Origin of the sequence: Mesorhizobium jarvisii, from assembly GCF_003601985.1 — a bacterium.
Classification (GTDB): Bacteria; Pseudomonadota; Alphaproteobacteria; order Rhizobiales; family Rhizobiaceae; genus Mesorhizobium; species Mesorhizobium jarvisii.
The window spans coordinates 627,989-646,575 of record NZ_QZXA01000001.1 but is presented as its reverse complement, the minus strand read 5'-3'; the positions used below and the strand labels follow the sequence as shown (position 1 = coordinate 646,575).

15 protein-coding genes are annotated in these 18,587 nt (G+C 60.8%); 3 read left to right on the top strand and 12 right to left on the bottom strand.

The genetic code is table 11. The annotated features are described in order from the left end of the window. Nucleotides 1–10 precede the first annotated feature (10 nt). The 11 genes from D3242_RS03130 to D3242_RS03080 all read right to left on the bottom strand — a co-directional run bounded on the left by D3242_RS03130 (nucleotide 11) and on the right by D3242_RS03080 (nucleotide 13,338). Nucleotides 11–994 carry an ABC transporter permease gene (locus D3242_RS03130; protein ID WP_038644977.1) on the bottom strand — a complete coding sequence of 328 codons (984 nt, stop codon included), beginning with the start codon at nucleotides 992–994 and terminating at the stop codon, nucleotides 11–13. Continuing rightward, nucleotides 994–1,956 (bottom strand): ABC transporter permease, encoded by a 963-nt coding sequence (locus D3242_RS03125; protein WP_064983477.1) that lies wholly within the window; start codon nucleotides 1,954–1,956, stop codon nucleotides 994–996. The genes D3242_RS03130 and D3242_RS03125 overlap by 1 nt, the downstream gene beginning before the upstream one ends. After that, nucleotides 1,953–3,476, bottom strand: coding sequence for a sugar ABC transporter ATP-binding protein (locus tag D3242_RS03120; protein ID WP_064983476.1), 1,524 nt, complete (start codon nucleotides 3,474–3,476; stop codon nucleotides 1,953–1,955). The genes D3242_RS03125 and D3242_RS03120 overlap by 4 nt, the downstream gene beginning before the upstream one ends. A gap of 59 nt (nucleotides 3,477–3,535) precedes the next feature. Then, entirely contained in the window at nucleotides 3,536–4,651 is a 1,116-nt protein-coding gene (locus D3242_RS03115) for a sugar ABC transporter substrate-binding protein (protein WP_064983474.1), read from the bottom strand. Nucleotides 4,652–4,782: 131 nt separating this feature from the next. Beyond that, nucleotides 4,783–5,730 carry an ABC transporter permease gene (locus tag D3242_RS03110; RefSeq protein ID WP_064983472.1) on the bottom strand — a complete coding sequence of 316 codons (948 nt, stop codon included), beginning with the start codon at nucleotides 5,728–5,730 and terminating at the stop codon, nucleotides 4,783–4,785. Continuing rightward, on the bottom strand, nucleotides 5,727–7,310 hold the full coding sequence (locus D3242_RS03105; protein ID WP_064983471.1) for a sugar ABC transporter ATP-binding protein: 1,584 nt from the start codon (nucleotides 7,308–7,310) through the stop codon (nucleotides 5,727–5,729). The genes D3242_RS03110 and D3242_RS03105 overlap by 4 nt, the downstream gene beginning before the upstream one ends. A gap of 63 nt (nucleotides 7,311–7,373) precedes the next feature. Next, nucleotides 7,374–8,516 (bottom strand): substrate-binding domain-containing protein, encoded by a 1,143-nt coding sequence (locus D3242_RS03100; RefSeq protein WP_081296043.1) that lies wholly within the window; start codon nucleotides 8,514–8,516, stop codon nucleotides 7,374–7,376. A 75-nt stretch (nucleotides 8,517–8,591) separates the two neighbouring features. After that, nucleotides 8,592–10,082: an aldehyde dehydrogenase gene (gene aldA, locus D3242_RS03095; RefSeq protein WP_064983469.1), complete on the bottom strand. Its 1,491-nt coding sequence runs from the start codon at nucleotides 10,080–10,082 to the stop codon at nucleotides 8,592–8,594. 41 nt (nucleotides 10,083–10,123) lie between these two features. Continuing rightward, on the bottom strand, nucleotides 10,124–11,155 hold the full coding sequence (pdxA, locus tag D3242_RS03090) for a 4-hydroxythreonine-4-phosphate dehydrogenase PdxA (RefSeq protein ID WP_196774185.1): 1,032 nt from the start codon (nucleotides 11,153–11,155) through the stop codon (nucleotides 10,124–10,126). 229 nt (nucleotides 11,156–11,384) lie between these two features. Continuing rightward, on the bottom strand, nucleotides 11,385–12,479 hold the full coding sequence (locus D3242_RS03085; protein WP_064983466.1) for a four-carbon acid sugar kinase family protein: 1,095 nt from the start codon (nucleotides 12,477–12,479) through the stop codon (nucleotides 11,385–11,387). Continuing rightward, the gene (locus tag D3242_RS03080) at nucleotides 12,466–13,338 is read right to left on the bottom strand and encodes a DeoR/GlpR family DNA-binding transcription regulator (RefSeq protein WP_019856597.1); all 873 of its coding nucleotides are present in this window, start codon (nucleotides 13,336–13,338) and stop codon (nucleotides 12,466–12,468) included. The genes D3242_RS03085 and D3242_RS03080 overlap by 14 nt, the downstream gene beginning before the upstream one ends. A 322-nt stretch (nucleotides 13,339–13,660) precedes the next feature. Between D3242_RS03080 and D3242_RS03075 the strand changes: the two genes are divergently transcribed. Genes D3242_RS03075 through D3242_RS03065 form a run of 3 tightly spaced genes read left to right on the top strand, consistent with a single transcriptional unit; the run spans nucleotide 13,661 to nucleotide 17,290 of the window. Then, on the top strand, nucleotides 13,661–14,728 hold the full coding sequence (locus tag D3242_RS03075; RefSeq protein WP_064983464.1) for an ABC transporter substrate-binding protein: 1,068 nt from the start codon (nucleotides 13,661–13,663) through the stop codon (nucleotides 14,726–14,728). Further along, nucleotides 14,652–16,286, top strand: a complete 1,635-nt coding sequence (locus D3242_RS03070) for a sugar ABC transporter ATP-binding protein (RefSeq protein WP_081296042.1) — start codon at nucleotides 14,652–14,654, stop codon at nucleotides 16,284–16,286. The genes D3242_RS03075 and D3242_RS03070 overlap by 77 nt, the downstream gene beginning before the upstream one ends. A 14-nt stretch (nucleotides 16,287–16,300) precedes the next feature. After that, complete coding sequence (locus D3242_RS03065; RefSeq protein ID WP_167470408.1) at nucleotides 16,301–17,290, top strand: ABC transporter permease; 990 nt, start codon at nucleotides 16,301–16,303, stop codon at nucleotides 17,288–17,290. A gap of 270 nt (nucleotides 17,291–17,560) precedes the next feature. On the opposite strand, the gene D3242_RS03060 is transcribed toward D3242_RS03065, so the two are convergent. Then, complete coding sequence (locus tag D3242_RS03060) at nucleotides 17,561–18,547, bottom strand: aldo/keto reductase (protein WP_019856601.1); 987 nt, start codon at nucleotides 18,545–18,547, stop codon at nucleotides 17,561–17,563. Between the last annotated feature and the right edge of the window lie 40 nt (nucleotides 18,548–18,587).

Here is an 18,587-nt window from a genome sequence, read left to right as displayed (position 1 = left end):
CCATTGGCTTTCAGACGCCTTCCTTCTTGTTGGTGAGACCGTGGACCAGCAGCATGACCAGGATGATCGCGCCGAAGATCATCTCGCGCGCTGCAGGGGGCATTTGCATAACCGACAGGATCGACGACAGAAGCGTGATGAAGATCGCGCCGGCGAATGTGCCGATATAGTTCCCTCGGCCGCCCTGAATCGAGGTCCCCCCAATCACCACGGCCGAGATTACCGGCATGAGATAGGGGTCCCCCATGCCCTGATAGGCCTGATTGGTGTAGCCCAGCAGGAGGATGGCGCCGAAACTGGAAAACACCCCGGCAAGGACGAAAGTCGCCACCATCACCAGACGAACCCGAGCCCCGGCAAGAAACACGGCACGTCGCGAATTGCCCAGTGCGTAGAGATAGTTTCCATAAACGGTCCGTTTGAGAACCCAGACGGTGATCGCGGCGACCACCAGCCAAACGAGAAAAGCATTGGGGATGCCGAAGGTCCGGCCGGTCGCCGCCTGCGTCGCCAGCCAGGGGACCTCACCGTTGGGACGGCTGTTGCCCGTGTAGAAAACCGCAGCGCCAAGCAGCATGGCGTTGACGGCCAGCGTCCAGACCATCGCAGGCACGCGAAAGACAGCAACACCGATGGCGTTCAAGAGCCCGACTGCAATGCCAAGGCATAGGCCCAGGGGAATTGCCAGGCTGGCGACCAGGGGATTGGAGCTGCCGGAGGCCGAGATGACGACGATCGCCGTGCCGGTAATGGTCCACGGTACCGAAAGGTCGATCTCGCCGAGCAGGATCACCAGCATGGCACCGGTGGCGATGATGCCAAGAAAGGCGGCGATCTGAAGCTGTTGTAGGATGTAGCCAGGTTTCAGGAAGCCGGGATACAAGAGGGAGCCGCCCAACAGCAGAGCGACGCAGCCCAGCCCGATCAGCAGCACCGATACGCGGTCACGGTTGAGCCAGCGGGAGGTGACGGTTCGCTCGGTTGCATCAGTCATCAGCGGTACAACTCAAGCCGGCTGCGCACCTGGAAAACGCCGAGCGCGCCGAGTGCAATTGCAGTTGCGAGGATCAATCCCTCGAAGAACGGTTGCGCCAATGGTGGCAGGCCGGAGAAGAACATCAGCGACGAGATGGTCTTCAGGATCAAAGCGCCGATCACCGCGCCGAGGGGGCTGCCAACACCACCGCTTAGCGCAACACCGCCCAACACGACGGCGGCGATCGAGTTCAGCGTGTAGGACGGCGCAATATTGGGATCGCCAGTCAGCGTAACCATACTGACATAGGTGCCGGCGAGAGCCGCGACAAAGCCGCTGCTGCCATAGGCGACGAGCTTAAGCCGGTTCACGCGAAGGCCGGTCATATAGGCCGACTGTTCGGACGACCCGATAGCATAAAGGCCGAGGCCGACGGCCGTGCGGCGCAGAAGCATCAGCAATATGACGAGAACGATGACAAGAATGACCGCCGAGACCGGGATGCCCGCCACTGCATAGGTGAGCGCGTCCGACATTGTCTCATCAATGCTGCCTCCAGGCGTTGGCCTCAGAAGCAGGGCGATGCCGCCGAATATGCCACCCGTCGCCAGGGTCGTGACGATCGGCTGCACCCCTCCGTAGACGACCGCGATGCCGTTGACCAGTCCGCAGGCCACCCCGACGGTGAGTACCACCGCCATACCAAGGGCAATCGACGTGGGAGATCCGTTGAGGAGGAAGGATCCCATCACGTTGGTCAGCGCGATGATTGATCCTACCGACAGGTCTATGCCCTTGACCAAAACGACAAAGAACTGGGCGATCGCGGCGAGCCCAAGCAGCGTTCCCTGGTTCGACCAGATGGTAACCACATAGGTCGAAAAGCCGCGCGGATGAATGGCGATATAGCCAGCGAACAGTATCACCAGCGCGAGCGCGGCGATCGTTTCCCTGGCATTTTGGCGAAGCCAGGTCATCATGCTTGGGCTCCGGCGTGAAGGTGCACGTTCATCGAGGCGGCTATGAGCGCATCGGCGGTCAGGTGATCCCCCGTCAGTTCCTTGGCCACACTGCCCCGGTAGAAGACGTACACCCGATCGCACAAGTGGATGAGTTCTTCATAGTCGGTTGATTGCAAGATCACGGCCATTCCTTCGGCCGCCAAGTCCGTGAGCAGCCTGTAGATCTGCGCCTTGGTCGGCAGGTCAATGCCGCGGGTAGGGTCCATCAGCAGCAGACATTTGGGCGACAGCACAAGCCATTTGGCCAGCACCACCTTCTGCTGGTTGCCGCCCGACAGCGTCGCGATGGGATCGTCCAGCGAACCGTAGGTCAGGGCCAGGCGTTCGATCAGTTCCTGCAGCCGGGCCTCGCTGCTGCCGTCCAGGTCAAGCAGGCCGAAGGGGGCCCGCCCAAGAACCGCCAAGCGCATGTTTTGCGCAACAGACATGCTGGGGATCAGCCCCTCGGTCTTGCGATCCTCAGGCACGAGCGCCAGACCGATATCGGATTGTTTCACCCTCGGCGGCTTGAGACCATTCAATCGCTTGCCATTGAGCGTGATGCGGCCCGTCACGCCGCGCAGTACACCGAAGACGGCATGCATGATCTGCTGCTGGCCCTGTGCGTCCAAACCGCCGAGCCCGACAATTTCGCCCGCGCGCGCAGCCAGGGATACATCGACAAGCTGGCTTGCCCAGCTCACGTTCGACACATTCAGAACGACCGGCGCCGTGTCAGGCACAGGCGCGCGGCGTGGTGGAAAGAGCTCTTCCAGCGAGCGCCCGATCATGAGGCCGACGATCTCGTCGGTCGTGCGTGCGCCAACGTCGAAGGTCTCGATATGTCTGCCATTGCGGAAGACGGATATGCGGTCGGCGATGGCGTCGACCTCGTGCATGCGATGCGAAATAAAGAGGATCGCGACACCTTGCTCCTTCAGCATTCTGAGGACACCGAACACCGTTTCGACGAGCTCGCTGGTCAACGCTGACGTCGCCTCGTCAAGGATAAGAAGCTTAGGTTTGCGGAACACGGCCTTGGCGATTTCCACAAGCTGTCGTTCCGACAGGGACAGGCCCGAAACGCGAGCGCCAAGCGGGATCGACTTGGCCCCGACAAGATCCAGGGCCTCGCGCGCTTCACGATAAACGCTGCGCTCTATCATCCCCATCCGGGTGCGCGGGGCCGCAAGCACGATATTGTCGCCAACCGAAAGATGCGGCATCAGCGACAGCTCTTGGAACATGCAGACAGTGCCCTGTTCGGCCGCCTCCCGCGGGGAGGAGAAGCGCACCGTCTGCCCGCCGATGGAGATCGTTCCCGCGTCCGGCTGGATGACACCTGCCAACAACTTCATCAAAGTCGATTTGCCTGCGCCATTCTCGCCGAGAATGGCGTGCACGCGTCCCGGCTCGCAGCGGAAATCCACTGCGGTCAGCGCTGGAACGCCGCCATAGGATTTTGACACCGATTTCAGTTCAACATAGCGATCGGCCATGCTTGCTCCGTTGCTGCCGACCTGGCCGGCCTAAACGCCAGCCAGGTTCGGGCCATGGCTCAATTGGCGTTTTCGGCCGTCTGGCCTTTCAGCTCATCGGGCGTGAACACAGGGAAACACTGCGGAAAGCCGGTGGCCGTGTAGAAGGTCTTTGGCAGATCGGGGAAAAAATCCTTGCCTTCCGCCAGATCCGCATTGTTCTTCTGGGGGATTGGCAGGAACACCTTCTGCGGCAGCGCATTGCCCTCCAGCAACACGACCGAGGCCTCCAGTGCCATAGCGGCCAGCGCCGGCGCCTGGGCAGCCGTGATGCCAGGATACTTACCCTTGTTGACCAGCATGCGCGTGCCGTTGCCGGCATCGAACCCGACCGGGACAACCGGGTGCTTCGCGGCGGCCATCGCCTCGAGTGCGCCAACCGAGCCCTCTTGAACAACAATGCCATCAAAATTGCCGTTGGTCGCAATGGCGTCGGATGTCACTTTCGAGGCCGTGCCCACATCCCAGTCGCCCTCGACCTTGACCACCTTTAGCTCGGGATATTTGGAGAAGACCTCGCTGAATCCCGCTTGGTTGTCACGGTCGACACTGTTGCCCGGTACGCCGTCGATTTCGAGAACCTGACCCGAAACATTGCCCTTCTTGGCCTTGATGCCATCAACCACGGCCTGCGCCTTGATCCGGCCAAGCTCGACCTGATCTTCGTTGATCTGCACGACCTGGTCGGAGTCGAGCACATTGTCATAGGTCACCAGCACCACACCGGCTTGCTTGGCGCGCCTGACCACTGCGTCGAAGGCGGTGGGATTGACGGCATTGATGATCACGGCGTCGTAGCCGGCGGCGATGAAGTTGTCGATCGCCGAGATCTGCGCGGTGGAATCGTTGCCAACCGAAACGATCTTCAGCTCGGACAGCTTGGATTTGATTTCGGGACGGGCGCCCCAGGCCTTGGCGGTCTGAATGGAATTGGCACGCCAATCGTTGCCGACATATCCGTTGACCAAGGCAATTTTGTAGGGTCCGGCCTTCTTCGGATAGGAGATCACCGAGGCACTGTTTGGCGCAGGAGCATAGCAGCCGGGCTTGTAGGTGTCTTGCGCCGAAGCACTGGTGAACATTGCGGTGGATGCAGCCAGAGCACCCAACATCAGAAGCGTCATACGTCTGGTCATTTCACTTTCCTCCCTGTTTCTCCAGCGACGCTGGTTTTCAAACTGAAACTGAACTTTCCTGCGCCGCGGCTACCGCCGCGGAGGCCGAATTCTGGAATGCGTGCATGTGGTCCGATCATTGGATCCGCTCCTCAACGCCGGTTCAACGAGACGGCAATGATGATGATGGCTCCCTTGATGACCTCCTGGATGCTGGTCGAAAGACCGAGCACGAGAAGACCGAACCCGAGAATGCCTATGAAGATTGCGCCGACGACGGAGCCGACGATTGATCCATAGCCGCCAAAGAGACTTGTCCCGCCTATGATCACGGCCGCGATCACGTCCAGTTCGAGACCCGCTCCCAGGCTGGGATTGCCAGCCGTGGAGCGGGCCGCGAGCATCAGGCCCGCAAGGGATGCGGTCATGCCGCACAACACAAAAGCGAAGATCTTGACGCCGTCCGTGCGCACGCCGGAAAAACGCGCGGCGACGGCATTTCCACCGGTTGCATAAACACGCCGGCCGTAGGGCATCTGATGCAGCAGGTAGTAGCCGGCGGCCGTAAGGACCATCGTCCACCAGATCGGTGCCTGAACGGCCAGAAAACTGCCGTTCCAGAACAGATTCGAAAAATCATCATCGACGATCGACACTGGCCGGGTGCCGGTGATGGTCAGCGCCAGCCCGGAAAAAATGGACAACATGCCAAGGGTCACGAGAAACGATGGAATGCGCAGTTTTGTAACCAGCAAGCCCGACACTGCTCCGATCGCGGCCCCGGTGCCCAACACCAGAAGCGCGGCGACATAGGTCGGGACACTTTGATCGAGCAGCAAGGCTCCGATCATGCCTGAGAAGCTGGCAACCGACCCGACCGACAGGTCGATTTCACCGCAGATGATGACGAACGTCATGCCGATCGCCATCACGGAGACGATGGCAGTGATGCGCAGAACCGCGCTTGCGGTCGAGACCGACGCGAAGTGGGGGGCGAACAAGACGAAATAGAGGGTGATCGCCAGAAAGATCACATAGGTGATGTGATCGCGGAAAAAATCCATCGCAGCTGAGCGCATCGGCATCGAGGACGGTTTCATGCTGCAACTCCCTGGGCGCGTGCGCTGCTTTGTCTGGCGGCCTCGGCCTGCAGCAACGCGCGCAGCCCAGCCTCGTCGTGCGCGCTGCCGATGCTGCGGGTTATCAGCCCCTGCGCCATGACCAGAATGCGATCGGACAGATCCAGAAGTTCCTCGAGTTCCGAAGAAATGAGCAGCACGGCGACGCCTTCGCCGGCCGTGCGGCGCACAAGCTCGCGCATATCGCGCTTGGCATTGACGTCGACCCCGGAGGTTGGCTCGTCGAGGACCAACAGCTTCGGCTTCATTGCCAGCCATTTTGCGAAGACAATCTTCTGCTGATTGCCGCCCGAAAGCTCCTGGGCTTTCTGCAAGGGGCCGCGGCACAGGATGTTGAGGTCGTCGCGGTATTGTCGGAATAGTGCGGTTATCCGGGCCTTCGCCATCGGCCCAAAGGGACCCGCCAGCGAGAAATCGGAAAGGCGGGGAAGGGAGAGGTTCTCCTCGATCGAGCGCCCGCCGACAAGCCCTTCGAGCCGACGGTCTTCGGGAACAAGCGCGATACCAGCAGCGATGGCCCCGTTGACGCTGCCCGGCCGAACGGGTTCTCCCGCGACAGTGATGTGGCCGGATACATCCGGGAGGATGCCGAATAAGGCCTTGCCCAAGGTCGAGCGGCCGCTGCCGACGAGCCCGGCAAGGCCGACGATCTCGCCTGGATCGATCGAGAACGATACGGCTGACAGCTTGCGCGACGTGGCCAGATCGCGGACCTCAAGAGCCGGCGTCCCGACCGGCATTGCCGGCGGGCGTTTCGCAGGCGCCGCCACGGTGGGCAACGACGCTTCGCCCTTTGGCCGCGACATCATCGCAGCGATCTGCTCGATGGATGTGCTGTCCGGGTCAAGCGGGCCAACCAGTCGCCCATCCTTGATGATCGAGATGCGATCCGAAAGCCGCAGCACATCGGCCATGCGATGGCTGATGTAAACGATACCGATCCCGTTCTGCTTTAGCTGGCCGATGGTGCGGAAAAGTGTTTCTTCCTCGTGGATGGTCAGAGACGAAGTCGGCTCATCCATTACGAGCAGCTTGGCGCCGCGCGAGATCGCCTTGAGGATCTCGACCATCTGCCGTTGGGCGAAGGCCAGATCGCCCACACGCGCGGACGCATCGAGCGAGAAGGCGTACCGCTCGATCAGAGCCTGGGCATCGCGAACCATTTTTCTGGCGTCGACGCGCAGGCCGAAGGCGAGCGGCTCGCGAAGGATGAACAGGTTTTCGGCAACCGAGCGGTTCGGCAAGACACTCAGTTCCTGGAAGATCATTGCGATGCCGCGGTCGATCCTCTCGCGAAGCGACAAGGCGGTGACGTCCTCTCCGGCGAACAGAATGCGGCCTTCGTCCGTTCGATAGGCTCCCATGAGGATCTTCATGAGCGTCGATTTGCCCGCACCATTCTCGCCGAGCAGCGCGTGCGTTTCACCGGCCATGACCTCGAACGAAACATTGGACAAAACACGGTTCGCGCCAAACGACTTGCTGATGCGCTGCATCGCTACGATCGCGTTCCGGGACGTTGAGGTTTTGGCTTCGGCCATGACGATTTTCTCGATCGCTTGGTGAGCGTCGGCGGGCAGCTGGGACCCGCCGACGAAAAGTGGCTAGAAGCATTCGCCGTTGCAGATTTTTACCACCGAGGCGGGAGCATCTTCCTTGGTGACCTCCTTGAGGGCACTGAGAAGGTCGAGCTTCTTGACACGCAATGTCGGCACCGAAATGTATGGCGGGACGTCATGTCCAAGCAATGCAAGCGCGGCTGCCTTGGCCTCGGCGACGCCCTGGTCGTAGGGACGCTGCGCGCCTACGGCCAGAAATTCGCCACGTGCAACGTTCAGCGCGCTGTCCGCTGCAATGTCATTGGTGGTGACGACGATATCGCGGCCGAGCGTCTTTGCCGCGGCCACGACCTGTTGGGCGGGCGTGTCCCAGGCAACGAAAATTCCCTTCATGTCGGGATGCGCCGTCAACATTGCGGTGGCGACCTCGTAAGCCTTCTCCGGCGCCGTGAAGGTGCCGACATCGGCGACCTTGATGTCGGGATGTTCACCGAACGCCTTCAAGGCACCGACCTTGCGGGCCGCGACCGAGTAGTAATAATCATAAACCAGCGTGATGATGCCGACCTCACCCTTGCCGCCAATCGCCCCGACAAGTTCCTGCGCGGCGAAATAGGCGTTCTTCTCGTTGTCGGAGGCGACGACGGTCACATAGTCCTTGCCCGGCGCCATATCGACCGGGACGTTGTCCATGAAAACCAACTTGATGCCTGCCGCCGCCGCCTTCTTGTAGGCTTCGGACTCAGACTTCGGATCGATCGGGATCGAGAAGATCACGTCCGGCTTGCGGGCGATCATCTGCTCCAGATCGCTGATCTGCTGCCCGGGCTGGAATTTGGCGTCGGTGGTTCCGACAACTTCGATGCCCAGGTCCTTGAGCGTGTTGCTGATTCCGGCGACTTGCAACTGAGGCCAGCCGGCATCCATGGTGTGCATCACCAGGCCAGCGGTAAATTTTCCCGCCTTGAGCTTGGCAAGGTCCTGATCGGAGAATTTCAGCACATCAGGTGATACCGCCGGCGGACCGTCCGGGAAGCCCGGGACGGGTTGGCCCCTCGGCGACAAGGGCAGCGGCTCGAGCAGGGCTTTTGCTTCCGGTGGAATGGTGTCATCGGCGAGCGCCGACGATGCGGCCAATCCCGATAGCGTCAAGGCCAAGGCGGCCGCCATAAATCCACGATAGTGCATTTCATTCCTCCCGATCAGATGAAACGGCCGCAACGGCCGGTGGCGACCTGGCTGGTCGTACTGGTCGGGCGCTGTTCAGCGCCCGTAAGGCATCAACGCCGCCGTGGCGGCACCCGAGTAATTCACGTAGACCGTCTTCTTGCGCATGTAGCTCTCGAGCCCATGCACGCCGTCGTCACCGCCCAGGCCGCTTTCGCGGAAGCCGACATGGAAACCCTGCAGCATTTCCGGTCCAATCCGGTTCACGTAGATCTCACCGAACGAAACCTCGTTCACTGCGTTCATGACGCGGCCCAGATCATTGGTGAAAAGATAGGCCGACAGGCCATAGTTGCTGGCATTGGTGATGCTGACCGCCTCCTCGAAAGTGTCGAATGGCATGATCGGCACGACCGGCCCGAAGATTTCGCGCGTCATTATCGGCATGTCAGGCGTGACGTCGGTCAGCACGGTCGGATTGAGCCAGTAGCCACCATCGATAGGCGCCTTGGTCGGGCGCCCGCCTGCGAGAGCAAGCCTCGCGCCGCCCGCGACGGCTTCCGCAAGGACCGCCTCGACCTTTTCCAGCTCGTCACGGCTGACTTTCGGGCCGATATCCGTATTTGCCTGCATCGGATCGCCGACGACGAGCGACTTGGAGAATTCCACGAAGCGTGTGACGAACTGATCGTAAATCGAACGGTGAACGAGCGTGCGTTCGTTGCATATGCAGACCTGTCCACAATTCATGTAGCGCGACGTGGCCGCGGAACGAACCGCCAGCTCGAGATCGGCATCAGCCAGGACGATGAATGGCGCCTTGCCGCCAAGCTCCAGCGAAACAGGCGTCAGATTGCGCGACGCATTCGCCATGATGCGCTTGCCGGTCGGTACGCTTCCGGTCATGGTGATGAGGTCGACGCCGGGTTCGGTGCAGAGCACTTCGCCGATTGTTTCACCTCGTCCCGTTATGACGTTCACCACGCCGGCCGGCACGCCCGCTTCGACAAAGATGCGGGCCATTTCGAGCGCCGAAAGGGGCGTGTCTTCATGCGGCTTGATGACGATGGTGTCGCCGGCGATCATGGCCGGCGCCACCTTGCGGCTGACCAGAGCGCTCGGGTAATTCCATGGAATAATGGCGGCGACGACGCCTACCGGCACACGCTGTATCCAGACCTGTTCTCCCGCGTAGTCCGACGGCAGGATCTCACCTTGAATGCGACGGGCAAACTCGGCGTGGTAGTCGAAGAACTCGGCCGCGCCGCCGACTTCACCGATTGCTTCATTGATCGGTTTGCCTTGTTCCCTGACCACCACCTCGGCCAGATGCCGGGCGTTCTGCCGGATCAGGACCGCGATCCGCTTCATGATCGCCGCACGGGCAAGAGGTGATTTGAGCCCCCAGGCCTTCTGCGCCTTGCGGGCGGCTACTATGGCCTGGCGAGCCTGATCCGGGCTTGCCTCGGGCACGTCGACAAAGGCCTTGCCATTGGCCGGATTGATCACCGGGCGCATACCGGCTTCGCCGGTGACAAACTTCCCGTCGATCAACATGAGATAGGATTTCTTGTCTTCTACTGCCATGGTTCAATCCGCTTCTGCGTGCGTTGCAGGCGTGCCGGCGCCTAAGGGGTGGATTTCGCCGCAGCCATCTGGACCGCGAACTCGATCGCTTCGACCAGACTGTCCTCATTGGCGATGCCCCTGCCGGCGATATCGAAGGCCGTGCCGTGGTCGACGGAGGTGCGGATGATCGGAAGGCCGAGCGTGACATTGACGCCGGAGAGCGCTTTCCACTCACCGGTCGCGGGATCGACGTTGAAGCCGAGCAGCTTCACCGGCACATGGCCCTGATCGTGATACATCGCGACCACGGCGTCATACTGGCGGGCACGCAGCTTGACGAAAACCGTATCGCCGGGAACGGGTCCGAATACCGTAAAATCGGTGGATTTGTAGGAGGCGACGACCGGGGTCGTGATGTCGATATCCTCACGACCGAAAATGCCGCCTTCGCCGGCGTGCGGGTTCAGCGCGGCGATCGCAATGCGGGGATGGGCAATGCCGAGGCCGCGCAATGCCTCGACCGTCAACTGGATTACCCGCCGCAACCGAGGTTCGGTCAGTTTCGACGGAACCTGGGCAAGCGCTACATGGGTCGAGACATGGCTGACCCGAAAATCGCCATGGGCAAGCATCATCACGGAATCGCGGGCGCCTGTCAGTTCTGCCAGCATGTCGGTGTGGCCGGCATAATGATAGCCGGCCAAATTGAGCGCTTCCTTGTTGAGGGGAGCCGTAACGATACCAGCAATTGAACCGGCCTGCGCCAGGCGAACGGCCTTTTCGATCGCCAGATAGGCGAGGCGCCCGCCTTCCGCCGACAAGACGCCTGTCTCGATAGGTGTCCGTTCGGGGCCGGCTTCGAGAATGGCTACCGGCGGAAAAACCCCGGTGGCCGAAGCCGACGGCTGTTCCTCCTCGATGCGCCCGGAAATCGACTCCATCGCACGCATCGCGGTGACGCTGCCGATTATGAGAAGGGACAACGATCCGTCGGCAAGGCGCGGTTTCAGCCGTGCGCATGCCTTTGCGATGATCTCGGGGCCGATGCCCGCAGGATCACCCATTGTGATGCCGAGTCGTGGACCAGACATGAACGCCTCTAATCGGTCAATTGTGATCATCTTCTAATCCTTATAACCATCAATGCGCAATAGTTTTCTTTTGCGGTCATTCGTAATCAACCGCGCGGTGGAAATTCGCATGTTTTTCAACCGCTCCGAGGGGCGATCCCATATCCCCGGGCTGCTGAACCGTAGTTTGACGTCATTTGACCGGCGCGAATGATCTGCCCCCTATGCCTTTGATCGGCGACGGTCTTGATCAGCGATGGGCTGGAGTCGCGAGCCTGCAGAAGAGGGCGCTGTCGCCGAATGCGCCAGATTTTGAGATTGTGGCCAGCCCCTTGAAAACGCCGGCTTCTATTCTGGAGATCGGAAGCCCCGGCTCGATCTCGCTCTCGACCGTGAGTTCGACGACGCCCAGGCTGGAGCACACCGATCGCAATGTTTCACCGCCGGTGACGAGCAGCGTTCCAGGCATTGGCAAGCCGTCGAGAAGCGAGGCAAACACCTTGCTGATATGATCCGCCACCATTTGGCGATCACCCGATGCGGCGACGGTGACAACCGATGGCGCGCCTCTCTTTATGCGTTTGGCCAAATCCCTTTTCGCTTTGTCGATGTCGCGTTCCACGACGATATGCGCGTCCGCATGGCTGGCGGAAAAGCAGGCCACCTGCGCCATCGTGACTTCGTGATTTGTGCCGACAAGGCCCAGGAACGGGACGGGTAATGCCGGAACAGGCATGTGTGGCGTGCCCACGTGCCGTGCCAGCGCGGCAGCCAGGCCGCCCGTACCAACCCAGAGTGTCCGCGGCGCGCTCGCCGTTGCAACGATTTCGTCCAGGTCCTTGTCCGTTTCGGCGTCGTAGAGTGTGATGAAATGAGCTGGCCGCGCGCCCGGTACCGACCGGCCAGACGAAAAGCGCTGACCCAGGCCGGCGACGATGTCGGGACCTACCATTTCGGGCCGGTCGAGCCGCCATTGACGCCCAAGACGTGTAACGCGACCCTGAAAGGGGAACGCGGGTGCCAGAACAACGCGCTGGTACCCGCCCTCGACGATGCAGGCTTCTATTTCGGCGATGACGTGACCGCGCAAAAGGCTGTCGATCTTCTTGAAGCTCAGCTGTCCGGCGGCAAGCCACGACGCGAACCTCGAATGTCTCGCGACGGCCGTTGTCTCGGCACCCTCACGTGTGGCGATATCGACAGCCAAACGGCCCGAGAGCGCACGATCCAGTCGCCAGCTCACGCCGACACCGTGGCCTGGCGAGGCGAAGCAAACCGCGCTGTCCAGGGCGCCGGTCAGGTCGTCCGCGATGATCCGGATATCCACAGTCTCAAGAACGCTCAACTGAAGAACCCGAACGGCTGACGCGCACGACGCGGACGTTCACATCGAGCGTCCGAAGATTGGTGAGGTTGGCCTGATCGATGCCGTCATCGGTAATGATCTGGTGGATGTCGGCCAAGCGGCAGATGGTGCAGAAATTGGGAGTGGTGAATTTGGAATTGTCGGCAAGCACGACCACCCGGCGCGCCGCGGCGATCATCGCCTGCTTCATCGCCGCGACCTCAAGCGAGGTCTCCGTGAGCATGTCCCCGGTGATGGCATGAGTGCCCAGAATTGCCACATCGGCGTGGATGGTGCGCAGGAAATTCTCGCCAGGCTGGCCAACCAGAGTTAGAGAACCCGGCTTGCAGGTGCCTCCAAGCATGACGAGGCGTACGCCCGGCACGGTTGCGAGTATCTGCGCGATCGCGAGACTGTTGGTGACGGCCGTAAGCGCGATGGGCGCGGCGGCGATGGCGCGGGCGACTTCCAGGACAGTCGTGCTTGCGTCGAAAATGACACTTTGCCCGGGGCGAAGTTCCGACATCATGGCCGCGCCTATGGCCTCCTTCTCAGCCCTGGCGAAGTGTGCGGCAGTGGCGAGATCTGGCTCGAAGGTGGCGAGTTCCGTGCGTTGAAGCATCGCTCCGCCATGCGTTCGCTCCAATGCCCCCTGCCGTTCAAGCGTCTCGAGGTCGCGCCGTATGGTCGAGGGTGACGCGCCGATGAGATCGATGAGTTCCTGAACGCCGACGGTTCCTTCCCGTTTAAGGCATTCGAGAATGAAAGCATGGCGCTTGGCCGGTATCAGATCGACCCGTCCACGCCCGCCATCGTCTTCCCATGACCCGGCGGACGCCGAGGGCCCGGTATCTTCCACCGTTGATTTTCGAACATTCCTTGCCACGTCCGTATCTCCGCACAGTGAAGCAACGCGCTCGCCGGAATCATGGCGAGCCCAGCATCGCGAATATCACGAATTCATTCGGCGAGCCCACTGGTTTGTCATGGCGATGAGCGAATTCCTATCGCTTTTGGCCTTATTAGAATTATTTTGACTGATTTTGACCATATGTGATAAGCGATGATCGTCAATCATCGTCAATTGGCGCTGACAAGTGCGCAGTTCTTGTCAAAAAAATGGGAATTATGTCAGCGATTCAGAGCGTTTGGGCTCTGTTGCGAACCGGGTTGGAGGAACCATGTCTTTCTTGTCGAAGCTTAAATCGGCCCTTGTCGGCGCCGCTGCCGCGGCCTTCTTGTCAACGGCGGCTGTCGCTGCCGATGAACCCACGGTCGGCGTTGTCGTGCCGACCCTGGATGCGCAATTCTGGAACAGCTATGTCGCTTTCATGAAGAAGGGAGCGGATGAGCTTGGTGTGAAGCTCGTCGTCCTCAATGCCGACAACAAGCCTGACCAGATGGTCAAGTCGCTTGAGGACTTGGTGGCCCAGAAGGTCGACGGCATTGTTTTCACGCCCTATTGGGCCACTGCCGCTCGCGGGCTTACCCTGGCCAAGGAAGCCGAGATACCGGTCATCCTCACCGACAGCTATCCGGATTTTTCGCCTCAAACCGAGCGTTTCCCCAATTACATCGCCTTTATCGGGCCGAGCGATGAGGACGCCGGATACCAAATGGCCAAGGCGCTGTTCGCCGCGATCAAGCCGGGGCCTGATGGCAAGAAAGTGATCGGCGTGGTGAACGGCACCGCCGGCACCTCGGTCGCCATTGATCGCCGCAAGGGGCTGGAAGACGCTCTCAAGGAAGCGCCCGATGTGCGCGTCGCCGGCGAAGTCGATGGCAATTTCGTCCGTGATACGTCACAGACCGCATTTGAATCCCTCTTCCAGGGCAACCCGGACATCACCGGCGTCTGGGCCGCGAATGGCGGCACCGCGACCGGCGTGATGGCTGCGCTCAAGAACCATGGGAAAGCGCCCGGCAAGGACGTTATGGTCGTCGGAATGGATCTCAACCCCGAGAATGTCGATGCGGTAAAGTCCGGCGACCTGCTTTTCGATATTGGCGGTCATTGGCTTCAGGGTGGCTTCGCCCTTGTCGCCCTTTTCGATCAGATCAAGGGTATTCCGGTTCCCGCGGGCGCCGACAATGTCAAGCTGAAGCTGCTGCCGCTGACCAAGGATCGCGTTGCGCAGTTCGAGAAGGACTTCCCCGGCGGCGTGCCGACATATGATTTCCGGCAGCACTCCCGCTTCTACAACAAGGACGCCAAGCCGGCCGTTTTCGAGATGCAGTATAGCAACTGAACGTCCGATTGGGCCTGCCTGCAATCCCACGGTTGCAGGCAGGCTCTGCCTGGCATTTGGGCGTAGTCGATTCATGACACTTGCTGCGAGCGACCTGCGCAAAAGCTACGGCCAGACACGTGCCGTTGATGGCGTATCCGTGGTGCTTCGGCCCGGCATGGTTCACGCCATCGTCGGCGAAAACGGAGCCGGCAAATCGACGACCTTGCGTATGCTTGCCGGCGCAGAACCGCCTGACAGCGGCGTCATGACGTTGGATGAAGCAAGCTACGCTCCACCAAGCGTTGTCGGTGCGGCCGCCCTTGGCGTATCGCTTGTATACCAGGAAATCACGATCAACCGTTCGCTGACCGTCGCCGAAAACATCTTCATCGATCGCCTGCGGCAGTTCGCCGGCCCTCTCGGTTTTATCGATCGCAGGCGTATGGAAGCCGCGGCGCGAGCGATCCTGGAACGGATCGGCGCGCAAATACCGGTCTCTGCCGACACAGGCCGCCTCAATCTCGGCGAGCTGAAATGCATCGAGATCGCCCGAGCGCTGTCTACAAATCCGAAAATCCTCCTTCTCGACGAATCCACCGCCTATCTCGATCATCGAGAGGTTCAGGCTGTCCTTCGCGTCATCAGCGAACTCAAGGGGCAGGGGATGACCGTAGCCTTCGTTTCTCATCATCTCGACGAAGTGCTTGCCGTCGCGGATGAATTGACGATCCTGAAAGACGGGCAATATGTCGGAACATATCGGACGACCGAGATCGAGCCCAATGAAATTCATCGCCGCATGGTGGGGCGCGAGCTCGCGAGAAGCATCTATCCGCCGCGGCCGCCGGGAGATCCAAGCAAGCCTGTTGTCTTCGAAGCCTGCGAGGTCGCCGTCGGGCGCGAACTCGGCGGCGTCAGCCTGAATGTGCGTGCCGGCGAAATCCTCGGCCTTGCCGGGTTGAAAGGCGCTGGCGCCGAAGCGCTGTTCGCAGCCATTTGCGGCGACTTGCCCTTGCGTGGTGGCTCGATGACGCTTGCGGGTAGTTTATATGCGCCGTCAAGCCCGACTTCTGCCTGGGGACAGGGCGTGGCCTATCTGCCGGGTGACCGTCACAATGAAGGCCTGATCGCCGACTTCAGTATCCTCGACAATCTGGTGATGGCCCGCCCGCCGCATCATGGGCCGTTCTTCGATCGCGCCGCTGCCACTGCCATCGCGGGTGACCTCATTGTCCAGATCGGCATCAAGACACAAAGCGTCGATTCGTCCTGTCGGTCACTCTCGGGAGGCAATTTGCAAAAGGTGGTGATCGGCAAATGCCTGGCTGTTCAGCCGCGTCTGCTCCTGCTCAACAATCCTACGCGAGGGGTCGATATCGGCGCCCGCACGGAAATCTATCGCATCGTAAGGCAGAAGGCGGCGCAGGGCCTCGCCGTGATCCTGTCATCGGAAGACATGCCCGAACTGATCGGTATGTCGGACCGCTTGCTGGTGCTCAGGCAAGGACAAATTACGCATCGCATCGAGACGGCAGCCGATGCCACCGAGCATGACATCATTGGACATATGGCCTGACCATGGAAACGAACGTGACCTCGATCGCCACCAAAACACCGAACGCAACCGGGGAACCTGGCGTCAATGCCAGCCGGTTCGAAGTCGTCAAACGCGGCTTTCCACTTGCCATGCTTGTCTTGCTCATTGTGACCTTCTCGATAGCCTCGCCACGCTTCCTGACCTTCAGCAACTTTCTCATTGTGCTTCAGCAGGGCACGGTGCTGCTAGTTGCTGCGCTCGGCATGACCTTCGTCATCATGGCCGGTTCAATCGATCTTTCGGTCGGTTCAATTGTTGCGCTCGCGGCATTGGCAACCGCGTTGACAGCTGACAGCCTCGGCGCCGCGGCGATCATTCCCGCCATTGCTGTCGGTGCTGCTGCCGGACTGGTCAATGGCGTTCTCCTGGCCAAAGGCAAGGTGCCGTCCTTCATCGCAACCATGGGCGCGATGGTGGTCTATCGCGGCATCGTGCTGCTTTTCACACGCGGTGCTCCTGTCTCGATCGAGGACGAGCAATTCCTGAATGTCTATACCAACCGGACTTTGGGCATTCCGCATTCCGTGATCATTGGCCTGGTGCTGATGGTTGTCGCGTATGGCATTATCAACAGGACTGTGTTCGGGCGCGAGGTTCGCGCCATAGGCGGTGGGGAACGCGTCGCCATTTTAACGGGCATTCAGGTCGCACGCGTGAAAATCTATATGTATGTGCTTCTCGGGGCCCTGTGCGGCATTGCCGGCCTGCTGCAAGGCGCGCGCGCCATGGCCGCCACCGCTCAACTCGGGGAGGGGCTGGAGCTGGACGTCATAGCCGCGGTGGTGGTCGGCGGAACACCGTTGACCGGAGGTGTCGGCAGTGTTGTCGGTACCATGCTGGGCGTTCTGATAATCACGCTTCTGTCGAATGGAATGAATATGGCCGGCGTCGATCCGTACCTCCAGAATATCGTCAAGGGGACCGTTCTGGTTTGTGCCGTCTTCGTCACCATCGATCGCAGGAAGATCGGCATAATAAAGTAGCAAACTGCGCTCAATGCCATCGCTATCTCGCAATCACGCGAGGCCATACCGGCACCGAACGCAATAGATGCGTTCGGTCAAGGCGCTACGCTCGGCCCGACCATTCCGCTCCGGTCATAACTCCGGGCATCTATCGGTTTCGCCGAGCCGCCCACCGGCGCGCCGACCGACTGCCGTGACGGTCAAATCAGGTAGCGGTGGCTTCTCGCGAATTGTGACGGGAGGCGTCGGAGGCAGATGGAAGGGCGGCCGGCTCGATGGCGTCGACGATCACCAGCGCTGGTGCACGTAGGGTCTGATGTCCTGGTCGTATATGGCCTTCACCTTGCCCATAAGATCATCGGACAATGGCGCAAGCACCGCCGCTTCGGCATTGGAACGCGCCTGCGCCGGATTGCGGGCGCCGGGAATGACCACGCTCACCGCGTCGAACATCAGGATCCAGCGCAGCGCGAATTTCGCCATCGTCGCGTCGCCCGAAACCAGCGGCCGGATCTTCTCGACCGCCGCGAGCCCAACCTCATAGGGCACGCCCGAAAACGTCTCGCCGACATCGAAGGCTTCGCCGTTGCGGTTGAACAGGCGATGGTCGGTGGGCTCGAATTTGCTGTCGGCCTTGAACTTGCCCGACAGCAGACCGCTGGCCAGCGGCACGCGGGCGATAACAGCCACATCGTTCTTCTTCGCCTCGGCGAAGAAAAGTTCCGCCGGGCGCTGGCGGAAGGCGTTGAAGATGATCTGCACGCTGACGACGCTGGGATACTGGATCGCCTTCAGGGCCTCCTCGACACGCTCGACGCTGACGCCGTAATTGCGAATCTTGCCTTGCTCGACGAGCCGGTCGAGGCGCTCGAACACTTCCGGGTGGTAATAGAGGTCGGTCGGCGGGCAGTGCAACTGCACCAGGTCGAGCGTGTCGGTCTCCAAATATTTCAGGCTGCGGTCGATCCAGCCGGTCAGGTTTTCCAGGCTGTAGCCTTCGACGGTCTGCTTCGGCAGCCGCCGTCCGGCCTTGGTGGCGATGAACGGCCGCTCGCCGCCGCGCTCCTTCATCACCCTGGCGATCAGCTTCTCCGAGCGGCCATCGCCATAGACATCGGCGGTGTCGAGGAAGGTGACGCCGGCGTCGAGTGCCGCGTGCAAGGCGGCGACCGCATCGTCGTCATTGACCTCGCCCCAGGCGGCGCCGATCGCCCAGGCGCCAAAGCCGATCTCGCTGACTGATCTGCCGGTGCGGCCGAATTTCCGTGATTGCATCTTGCTGTTCCTGACTGCGGCTTCGCCGGCAATTCCGGCT